We start from the raw sequence: 26,939 nt of genomic DNA, 5'->3' as shown, positions 1-26,939 counted from the left end.
TCGAGGGGCGTTCACGGATGCATCTCGTACAACCATCCGCCCCCACCCAAGAGTCATGTGAGGCGAGTGCGCTCGATCGAGGCGTGCTCGTTCCGTTCCAGGGGGGACCCGCATGACTCAGCGAATGAACCGAATACACACACGCGCCCGCGTGCTCCCGGCGGTGCTCGCCGCCGGAGTCCTCGTGCCGCTCGTCGCGGGCGCCGCGCCCGCGTCCGCCGCGACCACACCGCAGGTCACCTGCACCTCCGACAAGGCCGGCCTCGCCGCGAAGCTTCAGAAGGACATCACCGCCGCCCTCGCCTCGCGCTCGGGGACCGTCGCCGTCGGGCTCCACGACCGCACCACCAACACCACGTGCTCGCTGCGCGCCACGTCCTCGTACGACTCGGCGAGCGTCGTGAAGGTGACCGTTCTCGCCACGCTGCTCTGGGACGCCAAGAAGACCAACCGGTATCTGACGACGCGCGAGGCCGATCTCGCCACCGCCATGATCACCAAGTCGGACAACGCAGCCACCAGCAGTCTGTGGAAGCAGCTCGGCACCGCCAAGGTGAAGGGGTTCCTGGCCGCCGCCGGGATGACGCGGACCGTGCCCGGGTCCGGCGGCTACTGGGGGCTGACCCAGATCAATGTCACGGACGAGCAGAAGCTGCTGTCGCTGGTCACCGCCAAGAACTCCGTCCTCAGTGACAACTCCCGCGCCTACATCCTCAAGCTCATGGGGAAGGTCGTGTCCTCGCAGCGGTGGGGGACCCCGGCCGGCGCGCCCTCGTCCGTCGCCGTGCACGTCAAGAACGGGTGGCTCCAGCGCTCCACGCACGGCTGGCGTGTACACAGCATCGGCGCGTTCAGCGGGGGCGGCCACGACTACACGATCTCGGTGCTCACCCACGGCAACAGCACGATGAGTTACGGGGTGAACACGATCCAGGGCGTGGCCAAGGTGATCCACAAGGATCTGACGCCGACGGCCCCGGCGGCGTCCCGCTACACGCCGACCAATACGCCCAAGGAGGCGTTCGTGGCGGTGCCCGAGAGCTGACCGGAATCGGGACCGGAACCGGAACCGGGACCAGAACCGGGACCTGAGGACCAGGGCGGCTCGGACCTTGGTCCCGGTCTGCTCCCCGATTTGTTGCGGCGGGATGAAATCCGCCGGTCTCCGCGTTGGCCCTCTGGGCAGGTCAGGACAACAGGAGGACAGACGTGGCGGAGCAACGGGGCTGGGGCCGGCGTCTTGCCGGGTACGCGTGGCGGTACCCGAAGGACGTCGTGCTCGCGCTGGGCGCGTCCCTGGGCGGCATGGCCGTCATGGCGCTGGTGCCCCTGATCACCAAGGTGATCATCGATGACGTGGTCACGGACCACACCCGCTCCATGGGCCCGTGGGCGGGCGCCCTGATCGGCGCCGCCCTCGTCGTCTACGTCTTCACCTACATCCGCCGCTACTACGGCGGCCGCCTCGCGCTCGACGTCCAGCACGACCTGCGCAACGAGATGTACGGGACGATCACCCGGCTCGACGGCCGCCGCCAGGACGAGCTGTCCACCGGCCAGGTCGTCGGCCGGGCGACCAGCGACCTCCAGCTCATCCAGGGCCTGCTCTTCATGCTCCCGATGACCATCGGGAACGTCCTGCTCTTCGTGATCTCCCTCGTGATCATGGCGTGGCTGTCCCTGCCGCTGACCCTCGTCGCGCTCGCCGTCGCCCCCGCCCTCTGGTTCATCGCCAAGCGCAGCCGCTCCAAGCTCCACCCCGCCACCTGGTTCGCGCAGGCGCAGGCCGCCGCCGTCGCCGGGGTCGTGGACGGGGCCGTGTCCGGCGTGCGCGTCGTGAAGGGGTTCGGGCAGGAGGACCAGGAGACCGGGAAGCTCAGGGAGGTCGGGCGGCGGCTGTTCGCCGGGCGCCTGCGCACCATCCGGCTCAATTCCAAGTTCACGCCCGCGCTCCAGGCCGTGCCCGCACTCGGCCAGGTCGCGATGCTCGCGCTCGGCGGCTGGCTCGCCGTCCGCGGCCAGATCACGCTCGGCACGTTCGTCGCGTTCTCCAGCTACCTCGCCCAGCTCGTCGGCCCCGTCCGCATGCTCGCCATGGTCCTGACCGTCGGCCAGCAGGCCCGCGCGGGCGTCGAGCGCGTCCTCGAACTGATCGACACGGAGCCGTCCATCGAGGACGGCAAGAAGGAACTGCCCGCCGACGCGCCCGCGACCGTCGAGTTCGACGACGTGTCCTTCTCGTACGAGGGCGCCGACCGGGCCGTCCTGGACGGGCTCTCCTTCGAGATCCCGGCCGGCCAGACCCTCGCCGTCGTCGGCTCCTCCGGCTCCGGCAAGTCCACCGTCTCGCTGCTCCTGCCGCGCTTCTACGACGTCACGCACGGCGCCGTCCTCGTCGGCGGCCACGACGTGCGCGAACTGACCCTCGACTCGCTGCGGGCCGCCATCGGTCTCGTGCCCGAGGACTCCTTCCTCTTCTCCGACACCATCCGCGCGAACATCGCGTACGGCATCCCCGACGCGACCGACGAGCAGATCGAGACGGCGGCCCGCGCGGCCCAGGCCGACCGCTTCATCGCCGAGCTCCCCGACGGCTACGACACGACCGTCGGTGAGCACGGCCTCACGCTCTCCGGCGGCCAGCGCCAGCGCGTCGCGCTCGCCCGCGCCATCCTCACCGATCCCCGCCTCCTCGTCCTCGACGACGCCACGTCCGCGGTCGACGCGCGCGTGGAACACGAGATCCACGAGGCGCTGCGCGGCGTCATGGCCGGCCGCACCACTCTTCTCATCGCCCACCGCCGCTCCACCCTCGGCCTCGCCGACCGCATCGCCGTCCTCGACGGCGGGCGCCTCGCCGCGATCGGCACCCACGAGGAGCTGGAGGCCGGATCGGCCCTCTACCGGCGCCTGCTCACCGACCCCGACGAGCTCGGCGGGGTCTCGCCGGGCCACGTCGCGCCCGCGCTCCCCGACGAGGACACCTCCGTACGCGACGAGCTGGACGCCGAGTTCGACGCCGAGCGCGGGATCACGCCCACCCTGTGGACGGGCGACCGTGAGCCGAAGGACACCGCGCTCTCCGGGATGCCCGCGACGCCCGAGCTGCTCGCTCAGGTCGACGCCCTGCCCGCCGCGACCGACGTCCCGGACATCGACGAGGCGCGCGCGGTGACGCCCGAGGAGTCGTACGGGCTGCGCCGCCTGCTGCGCGGTTTCGGCGCGCCCCTGCTGGTCAGCCTCGCCCTGGTCGCCCTCGACGCCGGCATGGGCCTGCTGCTTCCCGTGCTGATCCGGCACGGCATCGACGAGGGCGTCTCGCAGCTCGCGCTCGGCGCCGTGTGGGCGGCCGCCGCGCTCGGTCTGGTCACCGTCCTCGTCCAGTGGTGCGCGCAGATCGGTGAGACCCGCATGACGGGACGCACCGGTGAGCGGGTCCTCTACTCGCTCCGCCTGAAGATCTTCTCCCAGCTCCAGCGGCTCGGACTCGACTACTACGAGCGGGAGCTGACCGGGCGCATCATGACCCGCATGACGACCGACGTGGACGCCCTGTCGACGTTCCTCCAGACGGGCCTGGTCACCGCCTTCGTCTCCGTCGTCACCTTCTTCGGCATCATGGGCACCCTCCTCGTCATCGACGTCCAGCTCGCTCTCGTCGTCTTCGCGACGCTGCCGCCGCTGATCGTCGGCACGTTCTTCTTCCGCCGCTCCAGCGTCAAGGCGTACGAGCTCGCCCGTGAGCGCGTCTCGGTGGTCAACGCCGACCTCCAGGAGTCCGTCGCAGGGCTGCGGATCGTGCAGGCGTTCCGGCGGGAGCGCTCGGGCGCCGAACGGTTCGCCGAGCGCAGCGGCGCCTACCGCAGCGCCCGTATCCGCGGCCAGTGGCTGATCTCGGTGTACTTCCCGTTCGTCCAGTTCCTGTCGTCGGTCGCCGCGGCCGCGGTCCTGATGGTGGGCGCCGGCCGGGTCGAGGCGGGCACCCTGACGACCGGCGCGCTCGTCGCGTACCTCCTCTACATCGACCTGTTCTTCGCGCCCGTGCAGCAGCTCTCCCAGGTGTTCGACGGCTACCAGCAGGCCACTGTCTCGCTCGGCCGCATCCAGGAGCTGCTCCAGGAGCCGACGTCCACGAAGGACGCCGACGAACCCCTCGACGTCCTCTCCCTGCGCGGCGACATCGTCTTCGAGGACGTGGACTTCGCGTACGGGGCCGCGGACGAACAGGAGGCGGCACTCAGCGACGTGGCCCTGCGCATCCCCGCCGGGCAGACCGTCGCCTTCGTCGGCGAGACCGGCGCGGGCAAGTCGACCCTCGTCAAGCTCGTCGCCCGCTTCTACGACCCGACGTCCGGCCGCGTCACCGTCGACGGCACCGACCTGCGCGACCTCGACCTGACGAGCTACCGCCACCGCCTCGGCGTCGTACCGCAGGAGGCGTACCTCTTCCAGGGCACCCTGCGCGACGCCATCGCCTACGGACGTCCCGACGCCACCGACGCCCAGGTGGAGGCGGCGGCCCGCGCGGTCGGCGCGCACGAGATGATCGCCACCCTTGAGGGCGGCTACCTCCACGAGGTCGCCGAGCGCGGCCGTAACCTGTCCGCAGGGCAGCGGCAGCTGATCGCCCTGGCTCGCGCCGAGCTCGTCGACCCCGACATCCTGCTGCTCGACGAGGCGACCGCCGCCCTCGACCTCGCCACGGAGGCCCAGGTCAACCAGGCCACCGACCGGATAGCGGGCAAGCGCACCACCCTCGTCGTCGCGCACCGCCTCACCACCGCGGCCCGCGCCGACCGGGTCGTCGTGATGGCCGACGGGCGCGTCGCGGAGGACGGCACGCACGCCGAGCTCCTCGCACTCGGCGGGCGCTACGCCGAGCTGTGGCGGACCTTCGTCGGCGAGCCCGAGCCCGAGGCGGAGATCAGCTCTTCGCGGTGACGGCGGGTGCGGCGCAAGCACCGGCCTGTGTTTCGCGCAACCACCGGCCCTGTGTGTCGCGTCCGTTCATCAGTACGCTGTGGCACACGTGACTGGAGGGGCGACGGTGGGTGGAGGCATGAGCGAGGGCGGCATACGCAGACGGCTGGCGGCAGCGGCAGCCGTACTGACCTCCTCGGCGCTGCTGGCCCTCGCGGGTCCCGCCGCCGGCACGGCCCAGGCCGCGGCGATCTGCCCCGGCCACAAGGTGCGTACCCTCCCGTTCTCCACGGGTAAGACGCTCATTTACCGCAGCGGCAACTACCTCTGCGCGTACACCCTCACCAAGCGCGACGGCGTACGGCAGACGATGTCGGTCAGCGTGCAGGCGCGCGGCAGCAGGCCCGTGCAGGACAGCGGGCGCTACACGCACCACGCGGGCCCGGTGACCGTCCACGCGGGCCACCGCTGCGTGTGGGTGAGGGGCGCCGTCCGCGGGGCGTCGGTGAGCTCGGGCTGGATCCTCTGCTGAACGCGCGCCCCGTGCGCTGACAGAACACCAAGAACCCCTGACAGAACAGATGTTCCTCCGCTAGGTTCCGGTGCGCATCTGTGTTCTACAGGGGAGTATGCATGCGCAACGCGCTGAGATGGCTGCTCGCACTCGTGGTGCTGATAGGCACCGTGAGTACGGCCACAGCGGCCACCGCCGCTCAGGCCCGGCCGGCGGCCGCCGACACCAGTACCGATATCAAGGACCGGCTCCTCGCCATACCCGGCATGAGCCTGGTGGAGGAGAAGCCCTACACCGGCTACCGCTACTTCGTCCTCAACTACACCCAGCCGGTCGACCACCGGCACCCGTCCAAGGGCACCTTCCAGCAGCGCATCACCGTGCTGCACAAGGACGTCAGCCGCCCCACGGTCATGTTCACCAGCGGCTACAACGTCTCCACGACGCCCAGCCGCAGCGAGCCGACCCGCATCGTCGACGGCAACCAGATCTCCGTGGAGTACCGCTACTTCACCCCGTCCCGGCCCGCGCCGGCCGACTGGTCCAAGCTCGACATCTGGCAGGCGGCCAGTGACCAGCACGCCATCTACCAGGCCCTCAAGCCGGTCTACGGCAAGAACTGGCTGACCACCGGCGGTTCCAAGGGCGGCATGACCGCCACGTACTACGAGCGCTTCTACCCGCGCGACATGGACGGCGTCGTCGCGTACGTCGCGCCGAACGACGTGGTGAACAAGGAGGACTCGGCGTACGACGACTTCTTCAAGACCGTCGGCCCGAAGGACTGCCGCGTGGCGCTGCAGAATGTGCAGCGCGAGACGCTGGTGCGCCGCGATGCCCTGGAGAAGAAGTACGCGGACTACCTGAAGGCCAACAACTACACCGTGGATACGGTCGGTTCGCTGGACAAGGCCTACGAGGCCACGGTCCTCGACCTGGTGTGGGGCTTCTGGCAGTACCAGCCGTCGCAGACGGCGTGCGCCGAGGTGCCCGACGCCAAGACGGTCACGGACCAGGCGCTCTTCGACTACGTCGACGCGGTCGGCGGCTGGTCCTCGTACGCCGACCAGAGCCTCGCCACGTACACGCCGTACTACTACCAGGCGGGTACGCAGCTCGGTTCGCCCGACATCAAGCAGCCCTGGCTGGGCAACATGTCGCGCTACGGCTACCAGCCGCCGCGCAACTTCGTGCCGCGCTCCATCCCGATGAAGTTCCAGCCGTCGGCGATGCGCGACGTGGACTCCTGGGTGCGCCACCACGCGACGCGGATGCTGTACGTCTACGGTTCCAACGACCCGTGGGGCGCCGAGCGGTTCCGCCCCGGCAAGGACTCGACGGACTCGTACGTGCTCACCGCCCCTGGCGCCAACCACGGGGCGAACGTCGCCGGTCTGAACGCCGACGACAAGGCGTTCGCCACGGAGCGGATCCTGAAGTGGGCCGGCGTCTCCGCCCCCGCCGCGCAGGCCGCCAAGCCGCTGGCCCCGTACGACTCCAAGCTCGACAAGCGTGACGTCCAGCGCGAGCTGACCCTGCGGCCGTAGGGCCTCTCGTTTCGACCCCGACCGCAACCGTCGGGGCTACACCCGGACCGCGCATCCCACCGGTTCGGACCCGCCCAGCGTCACGTACAACGCAGTGACCGAGGGGCACTTGGCGCGGTCGACCGCCGCGACGGCCACCCGGTACCGGGGTTTCTCCCGGCCGGAGCCGTCGCAGGCGGTCTCGCGCACCTGGCCGCGGCCCGCCGCGTACAGACAGTCCCCGACGATCGTGCGGGGCCCGCCGCCGCCCCCCGGATCCCCGGGGTGCGGCGGCTCCAGGTTGTGCATGCAGGCGTAGCCCTGCGGGATTTCGCCGGCGTCGGTTCCGCCGGTCCCGTCCGGCGCGGGCCGGCTCTCGCTGATGTGCAGGACGAAGTCGGTGCGGGCCGGGCACATCGGCCCGGCCGCCGCCTTTCCGTCGTAGCGCGCGGTGACCCGCGCCACCGCCCGCTCGCTCCGGCACGGCACCTCGGTGAACGTGTCCCGCCCCCGCGAGCTGCACTCGTCCACGGCGAGGAACACCGCCCCGTACCCCGACGGTGACCGGCTCGCCCCCGGCGAAGGCCCGCCGGACCCCGCGTCCGGCGACCCCTGACACCCCACGAGACACCCCGCGAGTGCCACGGCGAGCAACGCCGCGCACACCGCCCCCACCCACCGCGCACTGTTCCACGCAAGCATGGCAATCCCCCCGATACACACCCCAGCGTGACCCGCCGGGGCGAGCGCACGCCAGGTGTGCAGGGTGGTTTGGGCCAGTTGGGGGTGGTGCGCCGGGTGTGCGTCGTACGTCTAGTACGACAACCCGTAGCCGATCGGGTACAGCACCTGCGCCGGATCGTCGGCGCGCTGCACGGGCACGGGCAGCTTGCCCCGCGGCCTGGCGCGGCCCGCGATCACCCGTACCGCGGCCCGCAGTTCGACGTCCGTCCACGAGTACGCGGCGAGCGAGGCGCCCACGCCGGGCACCTGCGCGATGTCGTACGGGTTGCGGATCGCGACCGCGACGACCGGGACGCCGGTGGCGGCCAGGGCGTTCACGAGCCGCTGCTGACCGCTGCCCGCGGTGACGTTGTACGTGCCGACCAGGACCGCGTCCTTGCCCTTGGCGGCGGCGACCGCCTCGTCGATCTTCGCCTGGTTCGGCGCGGTCCCGGTCGACAACACCGTGGCGGTGAAGCCGAGTTCGGTCAGGGCCTGGCCGAGTGTCGTCGTGGGCGGGCCCGTCGTGCCGGAGGGCGAGGCCGGGTCGGCGCCGACGACGAGGATGTTCCTGTGGGTGCGCCGCGACAGCGGGAGCAGCCGGTTCTTGTTGAGCAGGAGCGTCGTGGTGGCCTCGGCGACGCGGTCGGCGGTGGCCAGGTGGTCGCGGGTGCCGACGGTCTTGTCGACGCCGCGGCCGGTGACGTACGGCTCGTCGAACAGGCCCAGCTTCTCCTTGAGGCGCAGGACGCGAAGGATCGACTCGTCGAGGCGCGCCTCCGTCAGCTCGCCGCCCTTCACGGCGTCGAGGACGGCGTTCCAGGACACCTCCAGGGAGGGCGGGTTGAGGAGCTGGTCCACGCCCGCCTTCAGGGCGAGCACCGGTACGCGGTCGTCGCCGTACTTGTCGCGTACGCCCTGCATGCCGAGGGAGTCGGTGACGATGAGGCCCTCGAAGCCGAGTTCCTCGCGCAGGATGCCCGTCATGATCGGGTGCGAGAGCGTCGCCGGGTCGCCCGAGCCGTCGAGGTCGGGGACCATGATGTGCGCGGTCATGATCGAGTCGATGCCTGCGGCGATCGCGGCCTTGAACGGCGGGGCGTCGATCTGCTGCCACTGCTCGCGCGTGTGCGTGATGATCGGGAAGCCGAAGTGGCTGTCGGTGGCGGTGTCGCCGTGCCCGGGGAAGTGCTTGGCCGTGGAGGCGATGTCGCTGCTCTGGTAGCCCTTGACCTCGGCGGCGACCAGGCCCGCGACGGCCTCGGGGTCGGCGCCGAAGGAGCGCACACCGATGACCGGGTTGGCCGGGTTGATGTTCACGTCGGCGTCGGGCGCGTAGTTCTGGCGGATGCCGACGGCGCGCAGTTCGGCGCCGGCGATCCGGCCCAGGGTGCGGGCGTCGGAGCGGGAGCCGCCCGCGCCGATGGCCATGGCGCCGGGGAAGAGCGTCGCGGGTTCGCCGACGCGGCAGACGATGCCGTGCTCCTGGTCGGTGGAGATGAGCAGCGGGATGCGGCTCTGCTGGGCGAGGCCCGCGCGCTGGATGCCGTTCGACAGGTCGGCGATCTGGTGCGGGTCACGGGTGTTGTGCGCCCAGGTGAAGTAGATGATGCCGCCGAGCTTGTACTTGTCGATCAGCTCGGCGGCGGTGCGGACGCCCATCTCCGCGAGGTTGGCGTCGATGTCGGCCTGGTCGGGTTCGGTCGCGGAGTGGCCGTAGACCCGCATCACGAAGAGCTGGCCGACCTTCTCCTCGAGGCTCATCCGGGAGATGAGCGCCTTGAGCCGCGCGTCCTTGCCCTTGCGTGACGCGTCGTCGGCCTGGGCCGGGACGCCGGACAGGGTGACTGCGGCGGCGCCCGCGGTGGCGGCTGCGAGCAGGGTGCGTCTGGACAGGTTGTGGTGCACGTGCGCACTCCTTCCGGAGGAGAACTGGTGATCCATACCCTGAAAGAAACTTCCGAGGCTCACGAATATCCGGAAAGTTTCTGCCAGTCAAGGGTGTGCACAGCCGGGGCGGCAGAAGGGCTGGGGGTGGGGCCGTCACCGGCGCTGAGGAGGGGGCGCGCCGGTGACGGCGTGCTGCCGGCCGCAGGCGGCGGAGAGGCGGTCGGCATGCGCAGCCAGCAGCGAGGCCGACACCGCACGGCGGAGACTCTCCGGCAGCATGCCGTTCTGACGGAGCGGTACGCGAGCGGGTTCCCTACGAGCCCGATCCCGCTCCGCGGTGAGTTCCCGTCAGCGAGCCCGATCCCGCTCAGCCGTGACTTCTCCCCACCGCTCCCGCAGCGTCCGGACCGCCTCCGCGATGGCCGGCCTGCGCGACGCCCCCGTCCGCCACAGCGCGTACAAGTGCCGTACGGGCATGGGATCCAGCGGCACCGCGACGACGCCGTCCGCCCCCTTCACCATGCCCCGGCGTTCACGCCGAGGAGGAATCGCGTCCCAGGTGTGCGACGCGGAGCGCCGCCGCTTCAGATCGGGGCGCGTGGTGCCCCAACGAGCGTTTTGGTGAACACGCGTTCCCTTGATCGCTGGTGCGGGTGATGGTGGCGGACTCGGGGTACGGGCGTGCGTTCCTCGCACATACGGTCCTGGCGTAGTCAGCAGTACGGATCGGCACGGCGGGCCGGGAGTGGGGTGAGGCGGGTGGCAGCCAATACGGTTGGCGAGCAGGTCATGGCCGACGGGCATGCCCGTTACACCTTCCGGCTGCGGGTTTCGGCGACGGCGCGGGCCGCGCTGGAGGCGGAGTGGGGACGGTGCCGCTGGGTCTGGAACGAGTGCGTGGCCAAGGCGAAGGCCGTACACGCCCACAACAAGACCCGTCCCGAGGTCAAACAGACGTGTGGTCCGGCGCAGTTGGACCGGATGCTCACCGGCGCGCGGGCGGGCACTCCGTGGCTGGCAGCGGGGTCCTCGGTACCGCAACAGCAGATCATCCGGGACTTCGGCAAGTCCCGCGCCAAGGCGCTCAAGGGCATCAAGGAGCGCCTGCCGGTCTCGCTGCGGGCGGGGATGCCTGGCTTCAAGACCAAGCGCGAGGCGAGCCCGAGCCTGAACTACACGAAGCGCGGCTTCCGCCTCAAAGACGGCCGTCTACATCTGGCGGGCGGCCTCGTGCTGACCGTGGTCTGGTCGCGCCCGTTATCCGGGGAGCCGAGCTCGGTGCGGGTGTACCGGGACAGCCTTGGCCACTGGCACGCGAGCTTTGTCGTCCCCGCCCCGCGTGAGTCCCTTGTGTCGACGGGGCGGGTGCTGGGCGTGGACTGGGGCGTGAAGGAGATCGCCACCACCACCTCCGACACCCATGACCTGCCGCATCCTGAACACGGCCGCACAGCGAGGGCGAAGGTGTCCCGCTACGACCGGATGATGGCCCGCCGCAAACCGCACAGGGGGCAGGCTGCCTCGAAGGGCTACCGGGAAGCCCAACGCTTGCGCGCGAAGGCCCACAAGAAGGCGGCCCGACAGCGCCAGGACACCGCGAGGAAGTGGGCGAAGAAGGTCGTCCAGGATCATGATGAGCTGGCCGTGGAGGACTTCAAGCCGAAGTTCCTCGCCAGGTCGAGCATGGCGAGGAAGGCTGTGGACGCCGCCATCGGCGCCACGAAGCAGGCGCTGGTGGAGATGGCCCGCAAATACGGGCGCATCGTCCACCTCGTCCATCCCGCGTACACCACGATGGACTGCGGGCAGTGCGGAGCGAGAGCCAAGCACGCCCTGCCGCTGGGTGAACGCACGTACACCTGCACCGAGTGCGGAGCCGTCTCACCCAGAGACAAGAACTCCGCCCGCGTGATGCTCAACAGGGCAGGTCTGACCCCTGCTGGTGCCGAGGGCATAAGACCGGACGGAACGCAGTTCCGCCCGGCAGCCTGAGCCAGGAATCCCCTCCCTTCAGGGAGGAGAGCATCAAGATGCTCGTCCCGGTGTTCGGGATGTCGTCCGCCGCGCTCTTCCTCGGCGAGAGCGTCAGCCCCCTGCGCTGGTGCGCCGCCGCGCTCCTCGTCGGCGGCGTCGCCCTCGGGTCGCTCGCGCCCGCTCCCCGGGACAGGGCCGTCCAGCGTGTGGACACTCCGGCGCCCGCGCCGCCCGTCGACGACCATGAAGCGCATGCCAGTCGTTGAGATACCCGGTTCCAAGTCCGTGACGGCGAGGGCGCTGTTCCTCGCCGCCGCAGCGCAGGGCACGACCACCCTTCTGCGCCCTCTCAGCTCCGACGACACCGAGGGCTTCGCCGAAGGGCTGCACCGGCTCGGCTACGGCGTCGAACGCGGCCCGGACGCCTGGCACATCGAGGGCCGCCCGGCGGGCCCCGCCACCACCGACGCCGACGTGTACTGCCGCGACGGCGCGACCACCGCCCGCTTCCTGCCCACGCTCACGGCGGCCGCCGCGCATGGCACGTACCGCTTCGACGCCTCGCCCCAGATGCGCCGCCGCCCCCTCGCGCCGCTCACCCGGGCCCTGCGCGACCTGGGTGTGGACCTGCGCCACGAAGAGGCCGAAGGGCACCACCCGCTCACGGTCACGGCGGGCGGGGTCCAGGGCGGCGACGTGACCCTGGACGCGGGCCAGTCCTCCCAGTACCTCACCGCGCTCCTCCTGCTCGGCCCGCTGACCAGGACCGGCCTGCGCATCACCGTCACCGACCTGGTCTCGGCGCCGTACATCGAGATCACCCTGGCGATGATGCGCAGCTTCGGGGCCGAAGTCGGCCGCGACGGCGGCGTGTTCACCGTCGCGCCCGGCGGCTACCGCGCCACCACCTACGCCATCGAGCCCGACGCCTCGACGGCGAGCTACTTCTTCGCTGCGGCCGCGCTCACCGGCGGCGAGGTCACCGTCGAGGGCCTCGGGAAGGACGCGCTCCAGGGCGACCTGGCGTTCGTCGACGTCCTGCGGCGCATGGGGGCGGGGGTGGAGATGACGGGGGACCGTACGACGGTGACCGGCCCCACGGACCTCAAGGGCCTCACGGTCAACATGCGGGACATCTCCGACACGATGCCGACCCTCGCGGCCATCGCGCCGTACGCCAGCGGTCCGGTCCGCATCGAGGACGTCCACAACACGCGCGTCAAGGAATGCGACCGCCTGGAGGCCTGCGCGCAGAACCTGCGCGCGCTCGGGGTGACGGTGGCGACGGGACCCGGCTGGATCGAGATCCAGCCGGGCACCCCCGCCCCGGCCGAGATCACCACGTACGGGGATCACCGCATCGCGATGTCCTTCGCGGTGGCGGGCCTGCGGATCCCGGGCGGGGTCACGTTCGACGACCCGGGGTGCGTGCGGAAGACGTTCCCCGGGTTCCACGAGGCGTTCGCGAAGGTGTTCGCATAGCCGTCCGGGCGGTGGTCCGGACGCCTGTCCGGACCACCGGCCGGCGGCTACGCCGACTCGTTGAGCAGCCGGGCCAGATGCTCACGCCCGGCCGTCAGGAGTCCGGGCAGCGGGGCGGCGTCCGGGTACCAGCGCTTCTCGTACTCCCAGCACAGCCACCCGTCCCAGCCCTCGCGGCACAGCACGTCCACGACCTCGGTGAGCGGCAGCACGCCCGCGCCCAGGGCGAGCGGTGTCGTGTCGTCGGCGCCCGCGATGTCCTTCACCTGTACGTAGCCCAGGTGCGGGGACAGCGCCGCGTACGACTGGACGGGCTGCTCGCCGCCGAGCCACGTGTGCATGACGTCCCACAGGGCGCCGACCTGCCGGTGCCCGACCGGGCCGAGCACGCGTGTCGCGTCGGCTCCCGTGCGGTGCGAGTCGTGGGTCTCCAGGAGGATGCGGACGCCGAGGTCGGCGGCGTACTCGGCGGCGGTACCCAGGCGCCGGGCACCCGTGGCGTCGGCCTCGGCGCGGCTCTGCTCCGTGCCGCCGCCCGGGAAGACGCGTACGTAGGGCGCGCCGACGTCGCGGGCGAGTTCGAGGAGTGACCTGATCTCCGCGATCACCGGTTCGTCCTCGCCGGGGGCCGCCACGCGCGCGTACCCGGCGAGACCGAGGATCTCGACCCCGGCGGCCTTGAACTCGGCGGCGGCGTCCGCCCGTTCGGTGAGTCCGAGGCCCGGGTGTACGGGTTCCTCCGGATGGGCGCGCAGTTCGACACCGTGATACCCGTGATCGCCGGCGAGCCGGACGACATCGGCGAGGGGAAGCCCGGGGACCCCGAGCGTGGAGAAGGCCAGTTTCATGGCGGGGACGCTACCGGGCCCGGCGCAGGGGTCAAGGGCTCGCCGGGCGGAGGTGCGGCGGGCGGGTGAAGGGGGCGCCTGACATGCCGCGGTGACGGGGAGCCACCCCGACCGCGCCCGGCCCAACCCCTCGCCGCCCCAAGCTTCGGCAACGTCCCGGCCATGCGGGTCACGGCTTGGCCAAGCCGATTCCGTGCGTTGGCCACGTATTCATCGCACGACCCGGGCGGTTCTCACCTCGGCCCTGGACAGTGGCTCACCGGAACGCATGTGCCCCCGCACGCCCATGAACGCACTGATGCCTCAATTGCCCCTGGTTTCAAGGAAGTTCATGGTCATCCGTCGCACGAAGGGATCCCCATGCCCGAGTTCACCCGTCGCAGGCTGCTGGGTTCGGCCGCAGGCGCGCTCGGCGGTGCCGCCGCGCTCTCGCTGCTGCCGCCGAGTGTGCAGAAGGCCGTCGCCGCGGGACCGCCGCGGGGCGGCTCGCTGCGTGACATCGAGCACGTCGTCATGCTGATGCAGGAGAACCGGTCCTTCGACCACTACTTCGGCACCCTGTCCGGCGTCCGCGGCTTCAACGACCCGCGGGCCCTCAAGTTGGACACCGGACGTTCGGTCTTCTACCAGCCGGACGCGGTGAACCCGAAGGGGTATCTGCTCCCCTTCCACCTCGACACGCACAGCTCCAGCGCCCAGGCCATCCCCTCCACCAGCCACGCCTGGTCCGTCCAGCACGAGGCGTGGAACGGCGGCCGGATGGACCGCTGGCTGCCCGCCCACCGTGCGGCCGACGGCATCAACGGCCCCTATGTCATGGGCTATTACACCCGCGAGGACATACCCTTCTAGTTCGCCCTCGCCGAGGCCTTCACCATCTGCGACCACTACTTCTGCTCGGTCTTCGGCCCGACCTGGCCCAACCGGCTGTACTGGATGACCGGTTCGATCGACCAGGGCGGCACGCAGGGCGGCCCGGTCCTGTCCAACAAGGCGCCGACGCCGTACCGCTGGACGACGTACGCCGAACGCCTCCAGGCCGCCGGGGTCAGCTGGAAGGTCTACCAGCAGGACGACGACTACGGCTGCAACATGCTGGAGCAGTTCCAGGCGTTCAAGGACGCGAAGCCCGGCTCCGACCTCTACGAGCGCGGGGTGCGGCCGCAGCCCGAGGGCACGTTCGAGGACGACGCCCGTAACGACCGGCTCCCCGCGGTCTCCTGGATCATGCCGACGAGCTACCAGTCCGAGCACCCGGACTACCTGCCGGCGGCCGGCGCGGACTTCGTGGCCTCGAAGATCGAGGCCATCGCGTCGAACCCGAAGGTGTGGGCGAAGACCGCCTTCATCCTCAACTACGACGAGAACGACGGCCTCTTCGACCACGTGCCGCCGCCGGCGGCGCCCGCCGGGACGAAGGGCGAGTACGTCCAGGGGCTGCCGATCGGCGCCGGGTTCCGGGTGCCCGCCATCATCGTGTCGCCCTGGACGGTGGGCGGCTGGGTCGCGAGCGAGACCTTCGACCACACCTCGGCCCTGCAGTTCCTGGAGCGGTTCACCGGTGTCGAGGAACCCAACATCACGGACTGGCGCCGCGACACGTTCGGCGACCTGACGTCGGCGTTCCGCTTCTCCCACGGCAGGCCGCACGCCCCGCGCCTGCCCGACGACACGGCGGAGCAGCTGGAGAAGGCGAAGCAGGAGGTCGCTACCCTGCCGAAGCCGACGCTCCCGGGCGCTGACCAGCACTTCCCGCACCAGGAGAGGGGTCGCCGACCCCAGGTGTGACGGTCGGTGCAGGCTCCGGGCGGGCGGGCGGACGCGAACCGCGCTCACCCGCCCGGCGCCTCACTCACCCACCCGAGCCCTTGGACGGCACCCCCGTGGACCCCCGCACCATCAACTCCCCCTGTACCACTGCCATCCCCCCGGCGGGCGCCGCCTCGCGGCCCATGGCGATGCGGCCCGCGCGGGCCCCCGCCTCGGCCAGCGGCAGCCGTACCGTCGTCAGTGCCGGAACCGCGTCCACGCTGAACGGCAGGTCGTCGAAGCCGGCCACGGACACGTCGCCCGGAATGCTCAGGCCCGCCTCCCGCAGCGCGGCGCACGCGCCGAGCGCCACCGTGTCGTTCGCGGCGACCACGGCCGTCAACGACGGGTCGCGGCGCAGGAGTTCGACCGTCGCCTCGTAACCGGACCGCCGGTCGTACGGGCCGTGCACGGTCCACCCGGCGTCGTCGGGCACGCCCCGCGCCGCCAGTGCCGCGCGGTGCCCCTCCAGACGGTGGCGGGTCGTTGTCCGTTCCTCGGGGCCCGCGATGTAGCCGATCCTGCGGTGGCCGAGGTCCAGCAGGTGGTCGGTGAGGGCCCGGCCGCCGCCGCGGTTGTCGAAGGCGAGCGCGACCGCGTCCGCGTCGGGCACGGGCGGCCGGCCGCACAGGACGACCCGCGTCCCGGCGTCCGCGAGGCGCCGCAGTTTTCCGGAGATCGCCTGGGCGTGCCCGGCGTCCTCGACGGCGCCGCCCGTGAGGACGACGGCCGCGGCCCGCTGGCGCTGGAGGAGCGTCAGATAGGTGAGTTCGCGCTCGGGCGACCCGCCGGTGTTGCACACGACCGCGAGCCGCTCGCCGCCCGCGCGCCCGCCGGGCCCCACGATCTCGGACTGCACGGCCCCGGCCATGATCCCGAAGAACGGGTCGGCGATGTCGTTCACGAGGATGCCGACCAGGTCGGAGGTGGCGGCGGCCAGGGCGCTGGCCGGCCCGTTCAGCACGTAGTCGAGATCGTCCACGGCGCGCAGCACCCGCTCGCGCGTGGCCGCGGCCACGGGGTAGTTGCCGTTGAGCACGCGGGACACGGTGGCAGGGGAGACCTGGGCGCGGGCCGCCACGTCCGCCAGGGTCACGGTCATCGCATCATCCTCCGGTCGGCAGTCCGGGCGGCCGTCCGGACGTACGGCCTTGCAATCCCGTTTCATCAGCCCCCGGTCTTGTCCGACCGGCTGTGCAGAGGCTAGCTTCTTCCCGTATAGAAAGCGCTTGCTACGACGAGCGTGTTCTTCATCGGCTTCTGATCGGCTTCTGTACGAAGGGACTCTCGTGACTCGCAAGACGGTGCGCATCGCCATGAACGGGGTGACGGGGCGCATGGGCTACCGCCAGCACCTCGTCCGCTCCCTCCTCGCCCTGCGCGACCAGGGCGGCCTGGATCTCGGTGACGGCACGGTGCTGTGGCCCGAGCCGGTCCTCGTCGGGCGGCGCGAGCACGCGCTGCGCGCGCTCGCCGAGCAGCACGGCCTCGACCCGGCGAACGTCTCGACCGACCTCGACGCCGTCCTCGCCGACGACACCATCGACATCTACTTCGACGCGCAGGTCACCTCCGCCCGTGAGGAGGCGCTCAAGAAGGCCATCGCCGCCGGAAAGCACCTCTACACGGAGAAGCCCTCCGCGACGAGCCTCGACGGCGCGCTCGAACTGGCCCGCCTGGCCGAGGCGAAGGGCATCAAGCACGGTGTCGTCCAGGACAAGCTGTTCCTGCCGGGCCTGCTCAAGCTCAAGCGCCTCATCGACGGCGGCTTCTTCGGGCGGATCCTGTCCGTGCGCGGCGAGTTCGGCTACTGGGTCTTCGAGGGCGACTGGCAGGAGGCGCAGCGGCCGAGCTGGAACTACCGGTCGGAGGACGGCGGCGGCATTGTCGTCGACATGTTCCCGCACTGGGAGTACGTGCTGCACGAGCTGTTCGGCCGCGTGACCAGCGTGCAGGCGCTGGCCTCGACGCACATCCCGCAGCGCTGGGACGAGGGCGGCAAGCCCTACGACGCGACCGCCGACGACTCGGCGTACGGCATCTTCGAGCTCGACGGCGGCGCCGTCGCGCAGATCAACTCCTCCTGGTCGGTGCGGGTCAACCGGGACGAGCTCGTCGAGTTCCAGGTGGACGGGACGGAGGGCTCGGCGGTCGCCGGGCTGCGCAACTGCCGGATCCAGCACCGCGCTTCGACCCCCAAGCCCGTATGGAACCCGGACCTGCCGGCCACGTACCCCTTCCGCGACCAGTGGCAGGAAGTGCCCGACAACCAGGAGTTCGACAACGGGTTCAAGGCGCAGTGGGAGCTGTTCCTCAAGCACGTGTACGCCGACGCGCCCTACCGCTGGGACCTGTTCGCCGGCGCCCGCGGGGTGCAGCTCGCCGAGCTCGGCCTGAAGTCGTCGGCGGAGGGCCGCCGCCTGGACGTTCCGGAGATCAGCCTGTGACGATCCGACTCCCCGGCCCCGGCGGTGCGCTGCGCCCGTACACCCCGCGCGCCGAACCGGCCTCCTTCACCACGGGCGCCCCGCTCGTCTCGCGGACCGTCTTCTCCGCCGCGCACGTCGTCGCGGACCCGTTCGCCGACGCCGGCCCCGAGATGGCCGCCGTCGACTGGGACGCGACGCTCGCCTTCCGCCGTCATCTGTGGGCGCACGGTCTGGGCGTCGCCGAGGCCATGGACACCGCCCAGCGCGGCATGGGCCTCGACTGGGCGGGCGCGGCCGAGCTGATCCGGCGCTCGACCGCCGAGGCCAGGTCGGTGGGCGGCGCCATCGCGTGCGGGGTGGGCACCGACCAGCTGACCGGGCCCGCCACGCTCGCCGAGGTCCGCGCGGCCTACGAGGAGCAGCTCGCGCTCGTGGAGGGGACGGGCGCGCAGGCGATCCTCATGGCCTCGCGGGCCCTGGCGGCCGCCGCCTCGGGACCCGAGGACTACCTCGACGTCTACGGGCAGCTGCTGCGCCAGGCCGCCGAGCCCGTCATCCTGCACTGGCTCGGCCCGATGTTCGACCCCGCCCTGGAGGGCTACTGGGGTTCGCCGGACCTCGACGCGGCCACCGAGACGTTCCTCGACGTCATCGCCGCGCACCCCGACAAGGTCGACGGCATCAAGGTCTCGCTCCTGGACGCCCGGCGCGAGGTCGAGCTGCGCCGCCGCCTCCCGCGGGGCGTGCGCTGCTACACGGGGGACGACTTCAACTACCCCGAGCTGATCGCGGGCGACGCGCAGGGCTTCAGCCACGCGCTCCTCGGCATCTTCGACCCGCTGGGTCCCCTCGCGGCCGAGGCGGTGCGCGTCCTCGACACGGGGGACACCGTCAAGTTCCGTGAACTGCTCGACCCGACCGTCGAGTTGTCCCGGCACCTCTTCGAGACGCCGACCCGCTTCTACAAGACGGGCGTCGTCCTGCTCGCCTGGCTCGCGGGCCACCAGTCCCACTTCACGATGGTCGGCGGCCTCCAGTCGGCGCGCCCGCTCCCGCACCTCGCCCGCGCCTACGAACTGGCCGACGGCCTCGGCCTGTTCCCGGACCCGGCCCTCGCCGAGACCCGGATGAAGTCCCTGCTCAGCGTGTACGGAGTCGACCAGTGAGCCACGCACTCGACCGCTTCTCCCTCAACCAGATGACCGTCAAGCAGCTCGACCTCGAAGAACTCGTCGCGGCCTGTGCCGAGTTGGAGGTCCCGGGTGTCGGCCTGTGGCGTGAGCCCGTGCAGACGTACGGGGTCGAGGCCGCGGCGAAACTCGTACGCGACGCGGGGCTCGCCGTCACCACCCTGTGCCGGGGCGGCTTCCTCACCGCGATCGACCCGCACGCGCGCCTGCGGGCCCTCGACGACAACCGCGCGGCCGTCGACGAGGCGGCGGCCCTCGGTACGGACACCCTCGTCCTGGTCTCCGGCGGCCTGCCCGAAGGCAGCAAGGACCTGCACGGCGCGCGGGAGCGGATCGCCGACGCGCTCGTGGAGCTCGGCCCGTACGCCGCCGAGCGGGGCGTCCGGCTCGCCATCGAACCGCTGCACCCGATGTACGCCGCCGACCGGTGCGTCGTGTCGACGCTGGCGCAGGCGCTCGACCTGGCCGAGCGCTTCCCCGCCGAGCAGGTGGGCGTGTGCGTGGACACGTACCACATCTGGTGGGACGACCAGGCGCCCGCGCAGATCGCGCGCGCGGGTCAGGGCGGGCGGCTGCACGCCTTCCAACTGGCCGACTGGACCACGCCGTTGCCCGAGGGCGTCCTCAACGGACGGGGGCAGATCGGCGACGGCGCGATCGACATGCGCGCGTGGCGCGGCCTGGTCGAGGCCGCCGGGTACACGGGTCCCATCGAGGTGGAGCTGTTCAACGACGGGCTGTGGGCACGCGACGGGCGCGAGGTTCTCGCTCAGACGGCGGACCGCTTCGTGCGGCACGCCTGCTGAGTCTTGTGGGCAGGCGGCCTCCTACAGGGGGCCGCGGCCCGTCTTCCTGCCCGCGGCCCGCTTGGTGAAGACCGCGAGCACCACCGGGACCAGGAGCTCGATGACCCGGGTCACCGTCGCGGGCGGCAGGCCCGTCTTCTTCGCGACGGCGGCAGCGACGGGCCGGCTCATCTTCGCCAGGAGCCCGGCCATCAGGCCACCGCCCGCCAGGCCGCCGAGCCCGCCGAACGTCGCCACGCCCTGCAAGGGCTGCTGCTCCTGTGCCTCGGCGAGCGCCTGCCGGACCTCCTCGGCCTGCTGGGGGTCGGCCGAGGCCTTCTCTCTGAGCCCTCCGGAGAGCTCGGAGACGGTCGTGCTCACGACGTTCTGCGCCCCCGCCGCGTCCGTGCCCAGCAGCCCGGCGATCTCGCTCAGCCGGTCGTCGCCGAGCTCGTCGAGTACGTCCTTCTGCAGGGAGGGTTCGGCAGGTCCGGTGCTTTCACTCATGCCGAAAACGCTACGTCTGCCCCACTGTGTCGGCACCCCGAAAAGATTTCGGCCGGACCGTGCAACCCTTTCCGCGCCAGGCGGGTCGTATGTGGCATCAGGACTTCTGGAGGGGGATCCGGGGGGATCGCGGGGGTTCTGACGGGGAGGGGAAGCGTCAGGGGGTCCGGTCCGCCGACCGGGCCCCCTTTTGCACGCGCACCAGCAGGTCGCATGTGTGCCGGCAGGTCCTAGAAGAAGACCCCGCAGCGCAGCAGCACATTCGCGTACGGCCGCGCCTCTCCCGTACGGACGACGAGCCGCGCGCTCCGCGAGAGCTGCTTCAGCTCCTCGTGCGTGACGAAGGAGAGCGCGGGCAGCCGCTGCACGAGCAGCCCCTCGGCCTCGGGGTTCGCGGCCCGGATCTCCGCGGCGGCCGTCCCGCCCTCCACGACCAGCTCGTCCAGGAGCCCGTCGACGACCTCGGCGAACGACGGGACACCGGCCCGGAACGCCAGGTCCACGACCCGCGGCCCCACCGGGATCGGCATGCCCGCGTCGCACACGAGCACGCCGTCGCCGTGACCCAGCTCGGCGAGCGCGCCGGCCAGGTGGCGGTTGAGTATTCCGGCCTTCCTCACAGCGCCGTGACCTCGGCCGTCGTCGGGTACGACGCCTGCGCGCCCTCCTTCGTGACCGCCGCCGCGCCGACGCGGGCCGCGAAGGCCGCCGCGTGCTCGAGGCTCTCGCCCGCGCCGAGCCGCCAGGCCAGGGCCGCCGTGAAGGCGTCCCCCGCACCGGTCGTGTCCACGGCCGTCACCTTGACGGACGGCACGCGGCGCGTTCCCGTGGCGTCGGCCACGAGCGCGCCCTCGGCGCCCAGCGTGATCACGACGGAGCGCGGCCCGAGGGCGAGCAGCGCCGGCGCCCAGTCCTCGGGCTCGCCGGTGATGTCCGCGCCGAGCACGACGCGCGCCTCGTGCTCGTTGACGATGAGCGGGTCGCAGGCTTCCAGGACCTCGGTGGGCAGGGGGGCGGGCGGCGACGGGTTGAGGACGAACCGGCTGCCCGGCGCCAGGGCCCGTACGACCTGCGCGACCGTGTCGAGCGGGATCTCCAGCTGCGCCGAGACCACCCGCGACGCCTGGAAGAGGCTGCCCGCGGCCTTGACGTCCTGCGGGGTGAGCCGGGCGTTGGCACCCGGTGACACCACGATGCTGTTGTCCCCGGACGGGTCCACCGTGATCAGGGCGACCCCGGTGGGCGCCCCGCCGACGAGGACGCCGACCGGGTCGACGCCCGCCGACCTCAACGAGTCGAGCAGCAGCCGCCCGTGCCCGTCGTCGCCGACCCGCGCGAGCAGCGCCGTACGGGCCCCGAGGCGCGCGGCTGCGACGGCCTGGTTCGCGCCCTTGCCGCCCGGGTGGACGGCCAGGTCCGAGCCGAGGACGGTCTCCCCGGCGCCGGGGCGGCGCTCGACGACGGTCACGAGGTCGGCGTTGGCCGACCCCACCACCAACAGGTCGTAGTCGTGCATCGCTGTCACTTTCTCCGTGTTCTCGATGGGCCGGTAGGGCGCCCGGTTACGTCGGAATCGCGACGGCTACTTGAAGCTCGCGACGTTCTTCGAAGTGACGACCTTCACCGGCACCTTCACCATCTCCTCGACCTTCTTGTCCTTCGCCGCCCTGACCGCGTTCTGCACGGCGATCCGGCCGAGCTCCTTCGGCTGCTGCGCGACGGACGCGTACAGCGTGCCCGCCTCGACGGCCTTGAGACCGTCCGGCGTGCCGTCGAAGCCGACGACGGCGACGGACTTGCCGGCCTTGGAGCCGAGCGCCTTGACCGCGCCGAGCGCCATCTCGTCGTTCTCGGCGAAGACGCCGTCGACGCCCGCGTTGGCCTGGAGCATGTTCGTCATGACGTCGAGGCCCTTGGTGCGGTCGAAGTCCGCGGGCTGCTTGGCGACGACCTTGATGCCGGGGTACGCCTTGATGCCCTCGGCGAAGCCCTGGCCGCGCTCCCGGCTGGCGGAGGTGCCGGCCGTGCCCTGGAGGATCACGATCTTCCCGCTGCCGCCGAGCTTGTCGGCGAGCGTCTTCGCCGCCTGGCGGCCGCCCGCGACGTTGTCGGACGCGACGAGCGTGGCCGTCTTCGCCTTGTTGACGCCGCGGTCGGCGGCGACGACGGGGATGTCCGCCTTGTTCGCGCCGCGCACGGCGGGGCCGACCGCGTCGGAGTCGACGGGGTTCACGATGACCGCGCTCATGCCCTCACTGGTGAAGTTCTGGAGCTGGTTGGCCTGCTGGGACGCGTCGTTCTGGGCGTCCGTCACCGTGAGCTTGATGCCCTCCTTCTTCGCCTCGGCCTGCGCGCCCGCCTTCATCTGTACGAAGAAGGGGTTGTTCAGCGTCGAGACGGACAGGCCGAGCTTGGCCGACTTACCCGAAGAGCCGTTGTTCCACAGGGAGATGCCGCCGATGATCGCCGCGGCGACGACGGCCGCGATCACGTACTGGGCGGCCTGTTTGCCCTTGGAGCCGCCCGGCCCGGACGCGGCGCCGGTGGCGGTCGGGGTCGCGCCCGCCTTGCGGCGCACGGTGTCGAGCAGCACGGCGAGCGCGATGACGACGCCGATGACGACCTGCTGCCAGAACGCCGACACGGAAAGGAGGTTGAGGCCGTTCCTGAGCACCGCGAGGATCAGCGCGCCGATGAACGTGCCCGACGCCTTGCCGACGCCGCCGGACAGCGAGGCGCCGCCGATGACGACCGCGGCGATGGCGTCCAGCTCGTAGCCCTGCGCGGCCTGCGGCTGCGCAGAGGTCAGACGCGAGGCGAGGACGATGCCCGCGACCGCGGCGAACAGGCCCGACAGGGCGTAGATGACGACCTTCTGCCGCTTGACGCGCAGACCCGACAGGCGCGCCGCTTCCTCGTTGCCGCCGATCGCGAACATGGACCGGCCGATGAACGTACGGCCCAGGATCAGCGCCGTGATCAGCCCCATCACGATCATCACGAGCACCGGAACCGGCAGCCAGCCGCCGAGCGTGTCACCGATCCGCGAGACGGACGAAGGGAACGGGATCGGGCTGCCCTGCGAGATGACGAGCGACAGACCACGCCCCACCGACAGCATCGCGAGCGTCGCGATGAACGGCGGGAGCTTGCCGTACGAGATCAGCGCGCCGTTGACGAATCCGCAGGCGATACCGGTGACGACGGCGAGGATCACGGCGATCCACACCGGGACGCCCTCGCTGGTCGCGGCCCACGCGAGGACCGTCGCCGACAGGGCCGCCACCGAGCCGACCGACAGGTCGATGCCCGCGGAGACGATGACGAAGGTGACGCCGAACGCGAGGATCGCGGTCACGGCGGCCTGCACGCCGACGTTGAGCAGGTTCTGCGTGGTCAGGAAGTCGCCGGACAGCAGCGACATCGCTATGACCAGGACGACCAGGGCGCTCAGCGCGCCGTTGTCGAGCAGGACGCGGCGCAGGCCACCCGCGCCGGCCGTGCTGCTCTTGAGCGTGTCAGTGGCCACGGGAGCCCTCCACTTCATTGTGTTCGGGGGTGGTTGCCGCGGATGCCTGGGTGCTGACGGCGAGCGCCATCACGGAGTCCTGGGTCGCCTCGCCGGCCGCGAGTTCGCCCGCGATCCGGCCCTGCGCCATGACGAGGACCCGGTCGCTCATCCCGAGGACCTCCGGCAGATCGCTGGAGATCATCAGGACGGCGTGCCCGGCCGCGGTGAGTTCGTTGACGAGCTGGTAGATCTCGACCTTCGCGCCGACGTCGATGCCGCGCGTCGGCTCGTCGAGGATGAGGACCTTGATGTCGGCGAGCAGCCACTTGCCGATGACGACCTTCTGCTGGTTGCCGCCGGACAGGGTGCGCACGTGCTGGCCGAGCCCGGCCATGCGCACGCCGAGCTGCTCGGCCATGCGGGCGGCCGCGACGCGCTGCGACCTGCGGTCCACGAGGCCCGCGCGGGTCGCCGAACGCAGGGTGACGAGGCCGAGGTTCTCCTCGACGGAGGCGTCCGGGAGGAGTCCCTGCCCCTTGCGGTCCTCGGGCACGAGCCCGACGCCGGCGGACATCGCCGCGTTCACGTCGTGCCGCGGCAGCCGCGCGCCCGCGACCTCGACCGTGCCCTTGTCGTACGGGTCGGCGCCGAACACGGCACGGACGACCTCGGTACGGCCCGCGCCCACGAGGCCCGCGATGCCGACGACCTCGCCGGCCCGCACCTCGAAGTGCACGTCGTGGAAGACCCCGTCCCGGGTCAGCCCCTCGACCCGCAGCAACGGGGCCTGCGTGGCGTCGAGTTCGGGCCGCTCGCGCGGGTACTGCTGCTCGATGCTGCGGCCCACCATGAGCCGTACGAGCTCGGCCTCGGGGGTCGACGCGGGGACCTGGCCGACGCTCCTGCCGTCACGGATGACCGTGACGCGGTCGCCGAGCGCGGCGATCTCCTCCAGGTGGTGGGTGATGAAGACGACGCCGACGCCGTCCTCACGCAGCGCGCGCACGATCCCGAAGAGCTTGTCCACCTCCTCCGAGGTGAGCACGGCCGTCGGCTCGTCCATGATCAGGACGCGGGCGTCCAGGCTCAGGGCCTTCGCGATCTCGACCATCTGGAGCCGGGCGATGCCCAGTTCGCGTACCCGGGTCCGGGGCGACACCGTCAGACCGACGCGCCGGAGCAGCTCCTCGGCGTCGGCCTCCATCTTCTTGCGGTCGATCATCCCGAGGCGGCGCGGCTGGCGGCCCAGGAAGATGTTCTCGGCGACCGTCAGATCGGGGACGAGGTTGAACTCCTGGTAGATGGTGGCGATCCCGAGGCGCTCGGCGTCCTGCGCCCCGTGGATACGGGCCTCCTTGCCGTCGACGACGATCCGGCCCGCGTCGGGCCGGTAGGCGCCGGAGAGCATCTTGATGAGCGTGCTCTTGCCCGCGCCGTTCTCGCCGAGCAGTACGTGCACCTCGCCGCGGCGCAGATCGAAGTCGACGCTGTCGAGCGCGACGACGCCGGGGAACGTCTTGCGTATCCCCTCAATGCGCAGCAGCTCCTCGGGCTGCCCGGCGGGCGGGCCGGCCGGCTGCCTGTCCGGCTGCTCTTCCGGGTTGCTCACGGGTTCCTCCTCGTTGAGGTCGTGGCGGTGGGGGTGGCTGCGGGAGCCGTGGGGGCCGGGGTCCGGGCCTGAGAGGTCCCCGCCTCGCCGCAGGACCGGCGGACGACCAGGCGCGCCGGCAGCGTCACCGACTGCGGGGTCCTGCCCTCGATGCGGTCGATCAGGGCCCGTACGGCGGCCCGGCCGAGTTCCTTGGTCGGCTGGGCGATCGCCGTGACCGGCGGGTCGGTGTGCACGAACCAGGGGATGTCGTCGAAGGCCGCGAGCCCTATGTCGTACGGGACGCGCAGCCCGGCGGCCCTGATCGCGTCGAGCGCGCCGAGCGCCATCAGGTTGTCGGCGGCGAACACGACCTCGGGCGGCTCGGCCAGCGCGAGGAAGCGCTCCGTCGCGCGCCGGCCGCTGTCCGCCTGGAAGTCGCCCTGCCCGATGTAGGCGTCCGGCAGCGCGATCCCGAACGCGGCGAGCGCCTCGCGGAACGCCTCGACGCGCTCGCTGCCGGTCGTGGTGGCGGCGGGCCCCGCGATGATGGCGAGGCGGCGGTGGCCGAGGGCGTGCAGATGGGCCACGAGGTCACGCACCGCGGTGCGCCCGTCGGACCGGACCACGGGCACGTCCACGCCGGGGATCCAGCGGTCGACGAAGACCATCGGCGTACCGGCGCGCGCCGCCTCCAGCATCAGCGGGGAGCCGCCGTCGGTGGGGGAGACGAGGAGGCCGTCGATGCGCCGGTCGACGAGGGTGCGCACGTGGTGGTCCTGGATATCGGGCTGCTCGTCCGCGTTCCCGATGATGACGCTGTAGCCCAGCGCGCGGGCCTCCTCCTCGACGGAGCGGGCCAGCTCGGTGAAGTACGGGTTGAGCACGTCACTGATGACCAGGCCGAGCGTGCGGGTCTGGGCGGTGCGCAGGGAGCGGGCCACGGCGTTCGGGCGGTAGCCGAGCGACTCGATGGCGCCGAGCACGCGTGCGCGGGCGTCCGGGCTCACGGACGGGTGGCTGTTCAGCACCCGCGAGACCGTGGCGACGGAGACACCCGCCGCCGCGGCGACGTCCTTGATGCTCGCCATCGCAGGACCACCTCCTTGTGGCTGCATGGTCCGAAAACCTGCTCCGAAACCGTCATGGAATCGATTACACGAAGGATTGGAATCGATTACACGGCTTGTTGGCAACCCCCGTTCCACTTGTCGAGACCGGATCGTGATGTGCGCCGCCGTCG

Annotated in this window: 19 protein-coding genes and 3 pseudogenes; 11 read left to right on the top strand and 11 right to left on the bottom strand. The window is 71.6% G+C overall.

What is annotated here, in order from left to right; genetic code table 11:
* The first annotated feature begins 124 nt into the window (after window positions 1-124).
* The 4 genes from AC07EJ_RS18515 (at window position 125) to AC07EJ_RS18500 (ending at window position 6,981) form a co-directional block, all read left to right on the top strand.
* Complete coding sequence (locus AC07EJ_RS18515; protein ID WP_389477204.1) at window positions 125-1,045, top strand: serine hydrolase; 921 nt, start codon at window positions 125-127, stop codon at window positions 1,043-1,045.
* Window positions 1,046-1,209: 164 nt separating this feature from the next.
* Window positions 1,210-4,941 (top strand): ABC transporter ATP-binding protein, encoded by a 3,732-nt coding sequence (locus AC07EJ_RS18510; protein ID WP_478884537.1) that lies wholly within the window; start codon window positions 1,210-1,212, stop codon window positions 4,939-4,941.
* 118 nt (window positions 4,942-5,059) lie between these two features.
* Complete coding sequence (locus tag AC07EJ_RS18505; protein WP_389477210.1) at window positions 5,060-5,452, top strand: hypothetical protein; 393 nt, start codon at window positions 5,060-5,062, stop codon at window positions 5,450-5,452.
* Between the two features lie 101 nt (window positions 5,453-5,553).
* Window positions 5,554-6,981, top strand: a complete 1,428-nt coding sequence (locus AC07EJ_RS18500; protein ID WP_389477213.1) for a S28 family serine protease — start codon at window positions 5,554-5,556, stop codon at window positions 6,979-6,981.
* Window positions 6,982-7,017: 36 nt separating this feature from the next.
* Here AC07EJ_RS18500 and AC07EJ_RS18495 read toward each other — a convergent pair whose 3' ends face one another.
* The 3 genes and pseudogenes from AC07EJ_RS18495 to AC07EJ_RS18485 form a co-directional block, all read right to left on the bottom strand.
* On the bottom strand, window positions 7,018-7,662 hold the full coding sequence (locus AC07EJ_RS18495) for a hypothetical protein (RefSeq protein WP_478884536.1): 645 nt from the start codon (window positions 7,660-7,662) through the stop codon (window positions 7,018-7,020).
* A 111-nt stretch (window positions 7,663-7,773) separates the two neighbouring features.
* Window positions 7,774-9,627 (bottom strand): glycoside hydrolase family 3 protein, encoded by a 1,854-nt coding sequence (locus tag AC07EJ_RS18490; RefSeq protein WP_393582091.1) that lies wholly within the window; start codon window positions 9,625-9,627, stop codon window positions 7,774-7,776.
* A gap of 294 nt (window positions 9,628-9,921) precedes the next feature.
* Window positions 9,922-10,077: pseudogene (locus AC07EJ_RS18485) on the bottom strand (LysR family transcriptional regulator); the annotation flags it as partial.
* A 285-nt stretch (window positions 10,078-10,362) separates the two neighbouring features.
* On the opposite strand from AC07EJ_RS18485, the gene AC07EJ_RS18480 reads away from it, so the two are divergent.
* The 3 genes and pseudogenes from AC07EJ_RS18480 to aroA all read left to right on the top strand — a co-directional run bounded on the left by AC07EJ_RS18480 (window position 10,363) and on the right by aroA (window position 13,029).
* Window positions 10,363-11,565 carry an RNA-guided endonuclease InsQ/TnpB family protein gene (locus tag AC07EJ_RS18480; protein ID WP_478884565.1) on the top strand — a complete coding sequence of 401 codons (1,203 nt, stop codon included), beginning with the start codon at window positions 10,363-10,365 and terminating at the stop codon, window positions 11,563-11,565.
* 38 nt (window positions 11,566-11,603) lie between these two features.
* Window positions 11,604-11,813 (top strand): annotated as a pseudogene (locus AC07EJ_RS18475) (EamA family transporter); the annotation flags it as partial.
* Window positions 11,800-13,029, top strand: a complete 1,230-nt coding sequence (aroA, locus tag AC07EJ_RS18470; RefSeq protein WP_389477221.1) for a 3-phosphoshikimate 1-carboxyvinyltransferase — start codon at window positions 11,800-11,802, stop codon at window positions 13,027-13,029. The pseudogene AC07EJ_RS18475 and the gene aroA, both read left to right, overlap by 14 nt.
* Window positions 13,030-13,076: 47 nt before the next feature.
* On the opposite strand, the gene AC07EJ_RS18465 is transcribed toward aroA, so the two are convergent.
* Window positions 13,077-13,877 carry a sugar phosphate isomerase/epimerase family protein gene (locus AC07EJ_RS18465; protein WP_389477223.1) on the bottom strand — a complete coding sequence of 267 codons (801 nt, stop codon included), beginning with the start codon at window positions 13,875-13,877 and terminating at the stop codon, window positions 13,077-13,079.
* Window positions 13,878-14,237: 360 nt separating this feature from the next.
* On the opposite strand from AC07EJ_RS18465, the pseudogene AC07EJ_RS18460 reads away from it, so the two are divergent.
* Window positions 14,238-15,665 (top strand): annotated as a pseudogene (locus AC07EJ_RS18460) (alkaline phosphatase family protein).
* Window positions 15,666-15,729: 64 nt separating this feature from the next.
* On the opposite strand, the gene AC07EJ_RS18455 reads toward AC07EJ_RS18460, so the two are convergent.
* Entirely contained in the window at window positions 15,730-16,788 is a 1,059-nt protein-coding gene (locus tag AC07EJ_RS18455) for a LacI family DNA-binding transcriptional regulator (protein WP_478884535.1), read from the bottom strand.
* 187 nt (window positions 16,789-16,975) lie between these two features.
* Between AC07EJ_RS18455 and AC07EJ_RS18450 the strand changes: the two genes are divergently transcribed.
* From AC07EJ_RS18450 to AC07EJ_RS18440, 3 genes are read left to right on the top strand one after another with little or no spacing between them, the layout of a single operon-like run.
* Window positions 16,976-18,133, top strand: a complete 1,158-nt coding sequence (locus AC07EJ_RS18450) for a Gfo/Idh/MocA family protein (protein ID WP_389477229.1) — start codon at window positions 16,976-16,978, stop codon at window positions 18,131-18,133.
* Window positions 18,130-19,281: a dihydrodipicolinate synthase family protein gene (locus AC07EJ_RS18445; protein ID WP_478884534.1), complete on the top strand. Its 1,152-nt coding sequence runs from the start codon at window positions 18,130-18,132 to the stop codon at window positions 19,279-19,281. Before AC07EJ_RS18450 ends, AC07EJ_RS18445 begins: the two co-directional genes overlap by 4 nt.
* A 32-nt stretch (window positions 19,282-19,313) precedes the next feature.
* Window positions 19,314-20,111, top strand: a complete 798-nt coding sequence (locus tag AC07EJ_RS18440) for a sugar phosphate isomerase/epimerase family protein (RefSeq protein ID WP_478884564.1) — start codon at window positions 19,314-19,316, stop codon at window positions 20,109-20,111.
* Window positions 20,112-20,132: 21 nt separating this feature from the next.
* Here AC07EJ_RS18440 and AC07EJ_RS18435 read toward each other — a convergent pair whose 3' ends face one another.
* The 6 genes from AC07EJ_RS18435 to AC07EJ_RS18410 all read right to left on the bottom strand — a co-directional run bounded on the left by AC07EJ_RS18435 (window position 20,133) and on the right by AC07EJ_RS18410 (window position 26,787).
* Window positions 20,133-20,597 carry a DUF937 domain-containing protein gene (locus AC07EJ_RS18435; protein WP_389477233.1) on the bottom strand — a complete coding sequence of 155 codons (465 nt, stop codon included), beginning with the start codon at window positions 20,595-20,597 and terminating at the stop codon, window positions 20,133-20,135.
* A 230-nt stretch (window positions 20,598-20,827) separates the two neighbouring features.
* Window positions 20,828-21,217, bottom strand: coding sequence for a D-ribose pyranase (rbsD, locus tag AC07EJ_RS18430; protein ID WP_389477235.1), 390 nt, complete (start codon window positions 21,215-21,217; stop codon window positions 20,828-20,830).
* The gene (locus tag AC07EJ_RS18425) at window positions 21,214-22,113 is read right to left on the bottom strand and encodes a ribokinase (RefSeq protein WP_389477238.1); all 900 of its coding nucleotides are present in this window, start codon (window positions 22,111-22,113) and stop codon (window positions 21,214-21,216) included. The genes rbsD and AC07EJ_RS18425 overlap by 4 nt, the downstream gene beginning before the upstream one ends.
* A 66-nt stretch (window positions 22,114-22,179) precedes the next feature.
* The gene (locus AC07EJ_RS18420; RefSeq protein ID WP_389477240.1) at window positions 22,180-24,126 is read right to left on the bottom strand and encodes an ABC transporter permease/substrate-binding protein; all 1,947 of its coding nucleotides are present in this window, start codon (window positions 24,124-24,126) and stop codon (window positions 22,180-22,182) included.
* Window positions 24,116-25,717 carry a sugar ABC transporter ATP-binding protein gene (locus tag AC07EJ_RS18415; protein WP_478884533.1) on the bottom strand — a complete coding sequence of 534 codons (1,602 nt, stop codon included), beginning with the start codon at window positions 25,715-25,717 and terminating at the stop codon, window positions 24,116-24,118. The genes AC07EJ_RS18420 and AC07EJ_RS18415 overlap by 11 nt, the downstream gene beginning before the upstream one ends.
* Entirely contained in the window at window positions 25,714-26,787 is a 1,074-nt protein-coding gene (locus tag AC07EJ_RS18410; RefSeq protein ID WP_389477244.1) for a LacI family DNA-binding transcriptional regulator, read from the bottom strand. The genes AC07EJ_RS18415 and AC07EJ_RS18410 overlap by 4 nt, the downstream gene beginning before the upstream one ends.
* Between the last annotated feature and the right edge of the window lie 152 nt (window positions 26,788-26,939).

It is taken from the genome of Streptomyces sp. NPDC045026, assembly GCF_056432625.1.
The sequence above is the reverse complement of the archived record's forward strand: the minus strand, read 5'-3'. Positions and strand labels throughout refer to the sequence as shown.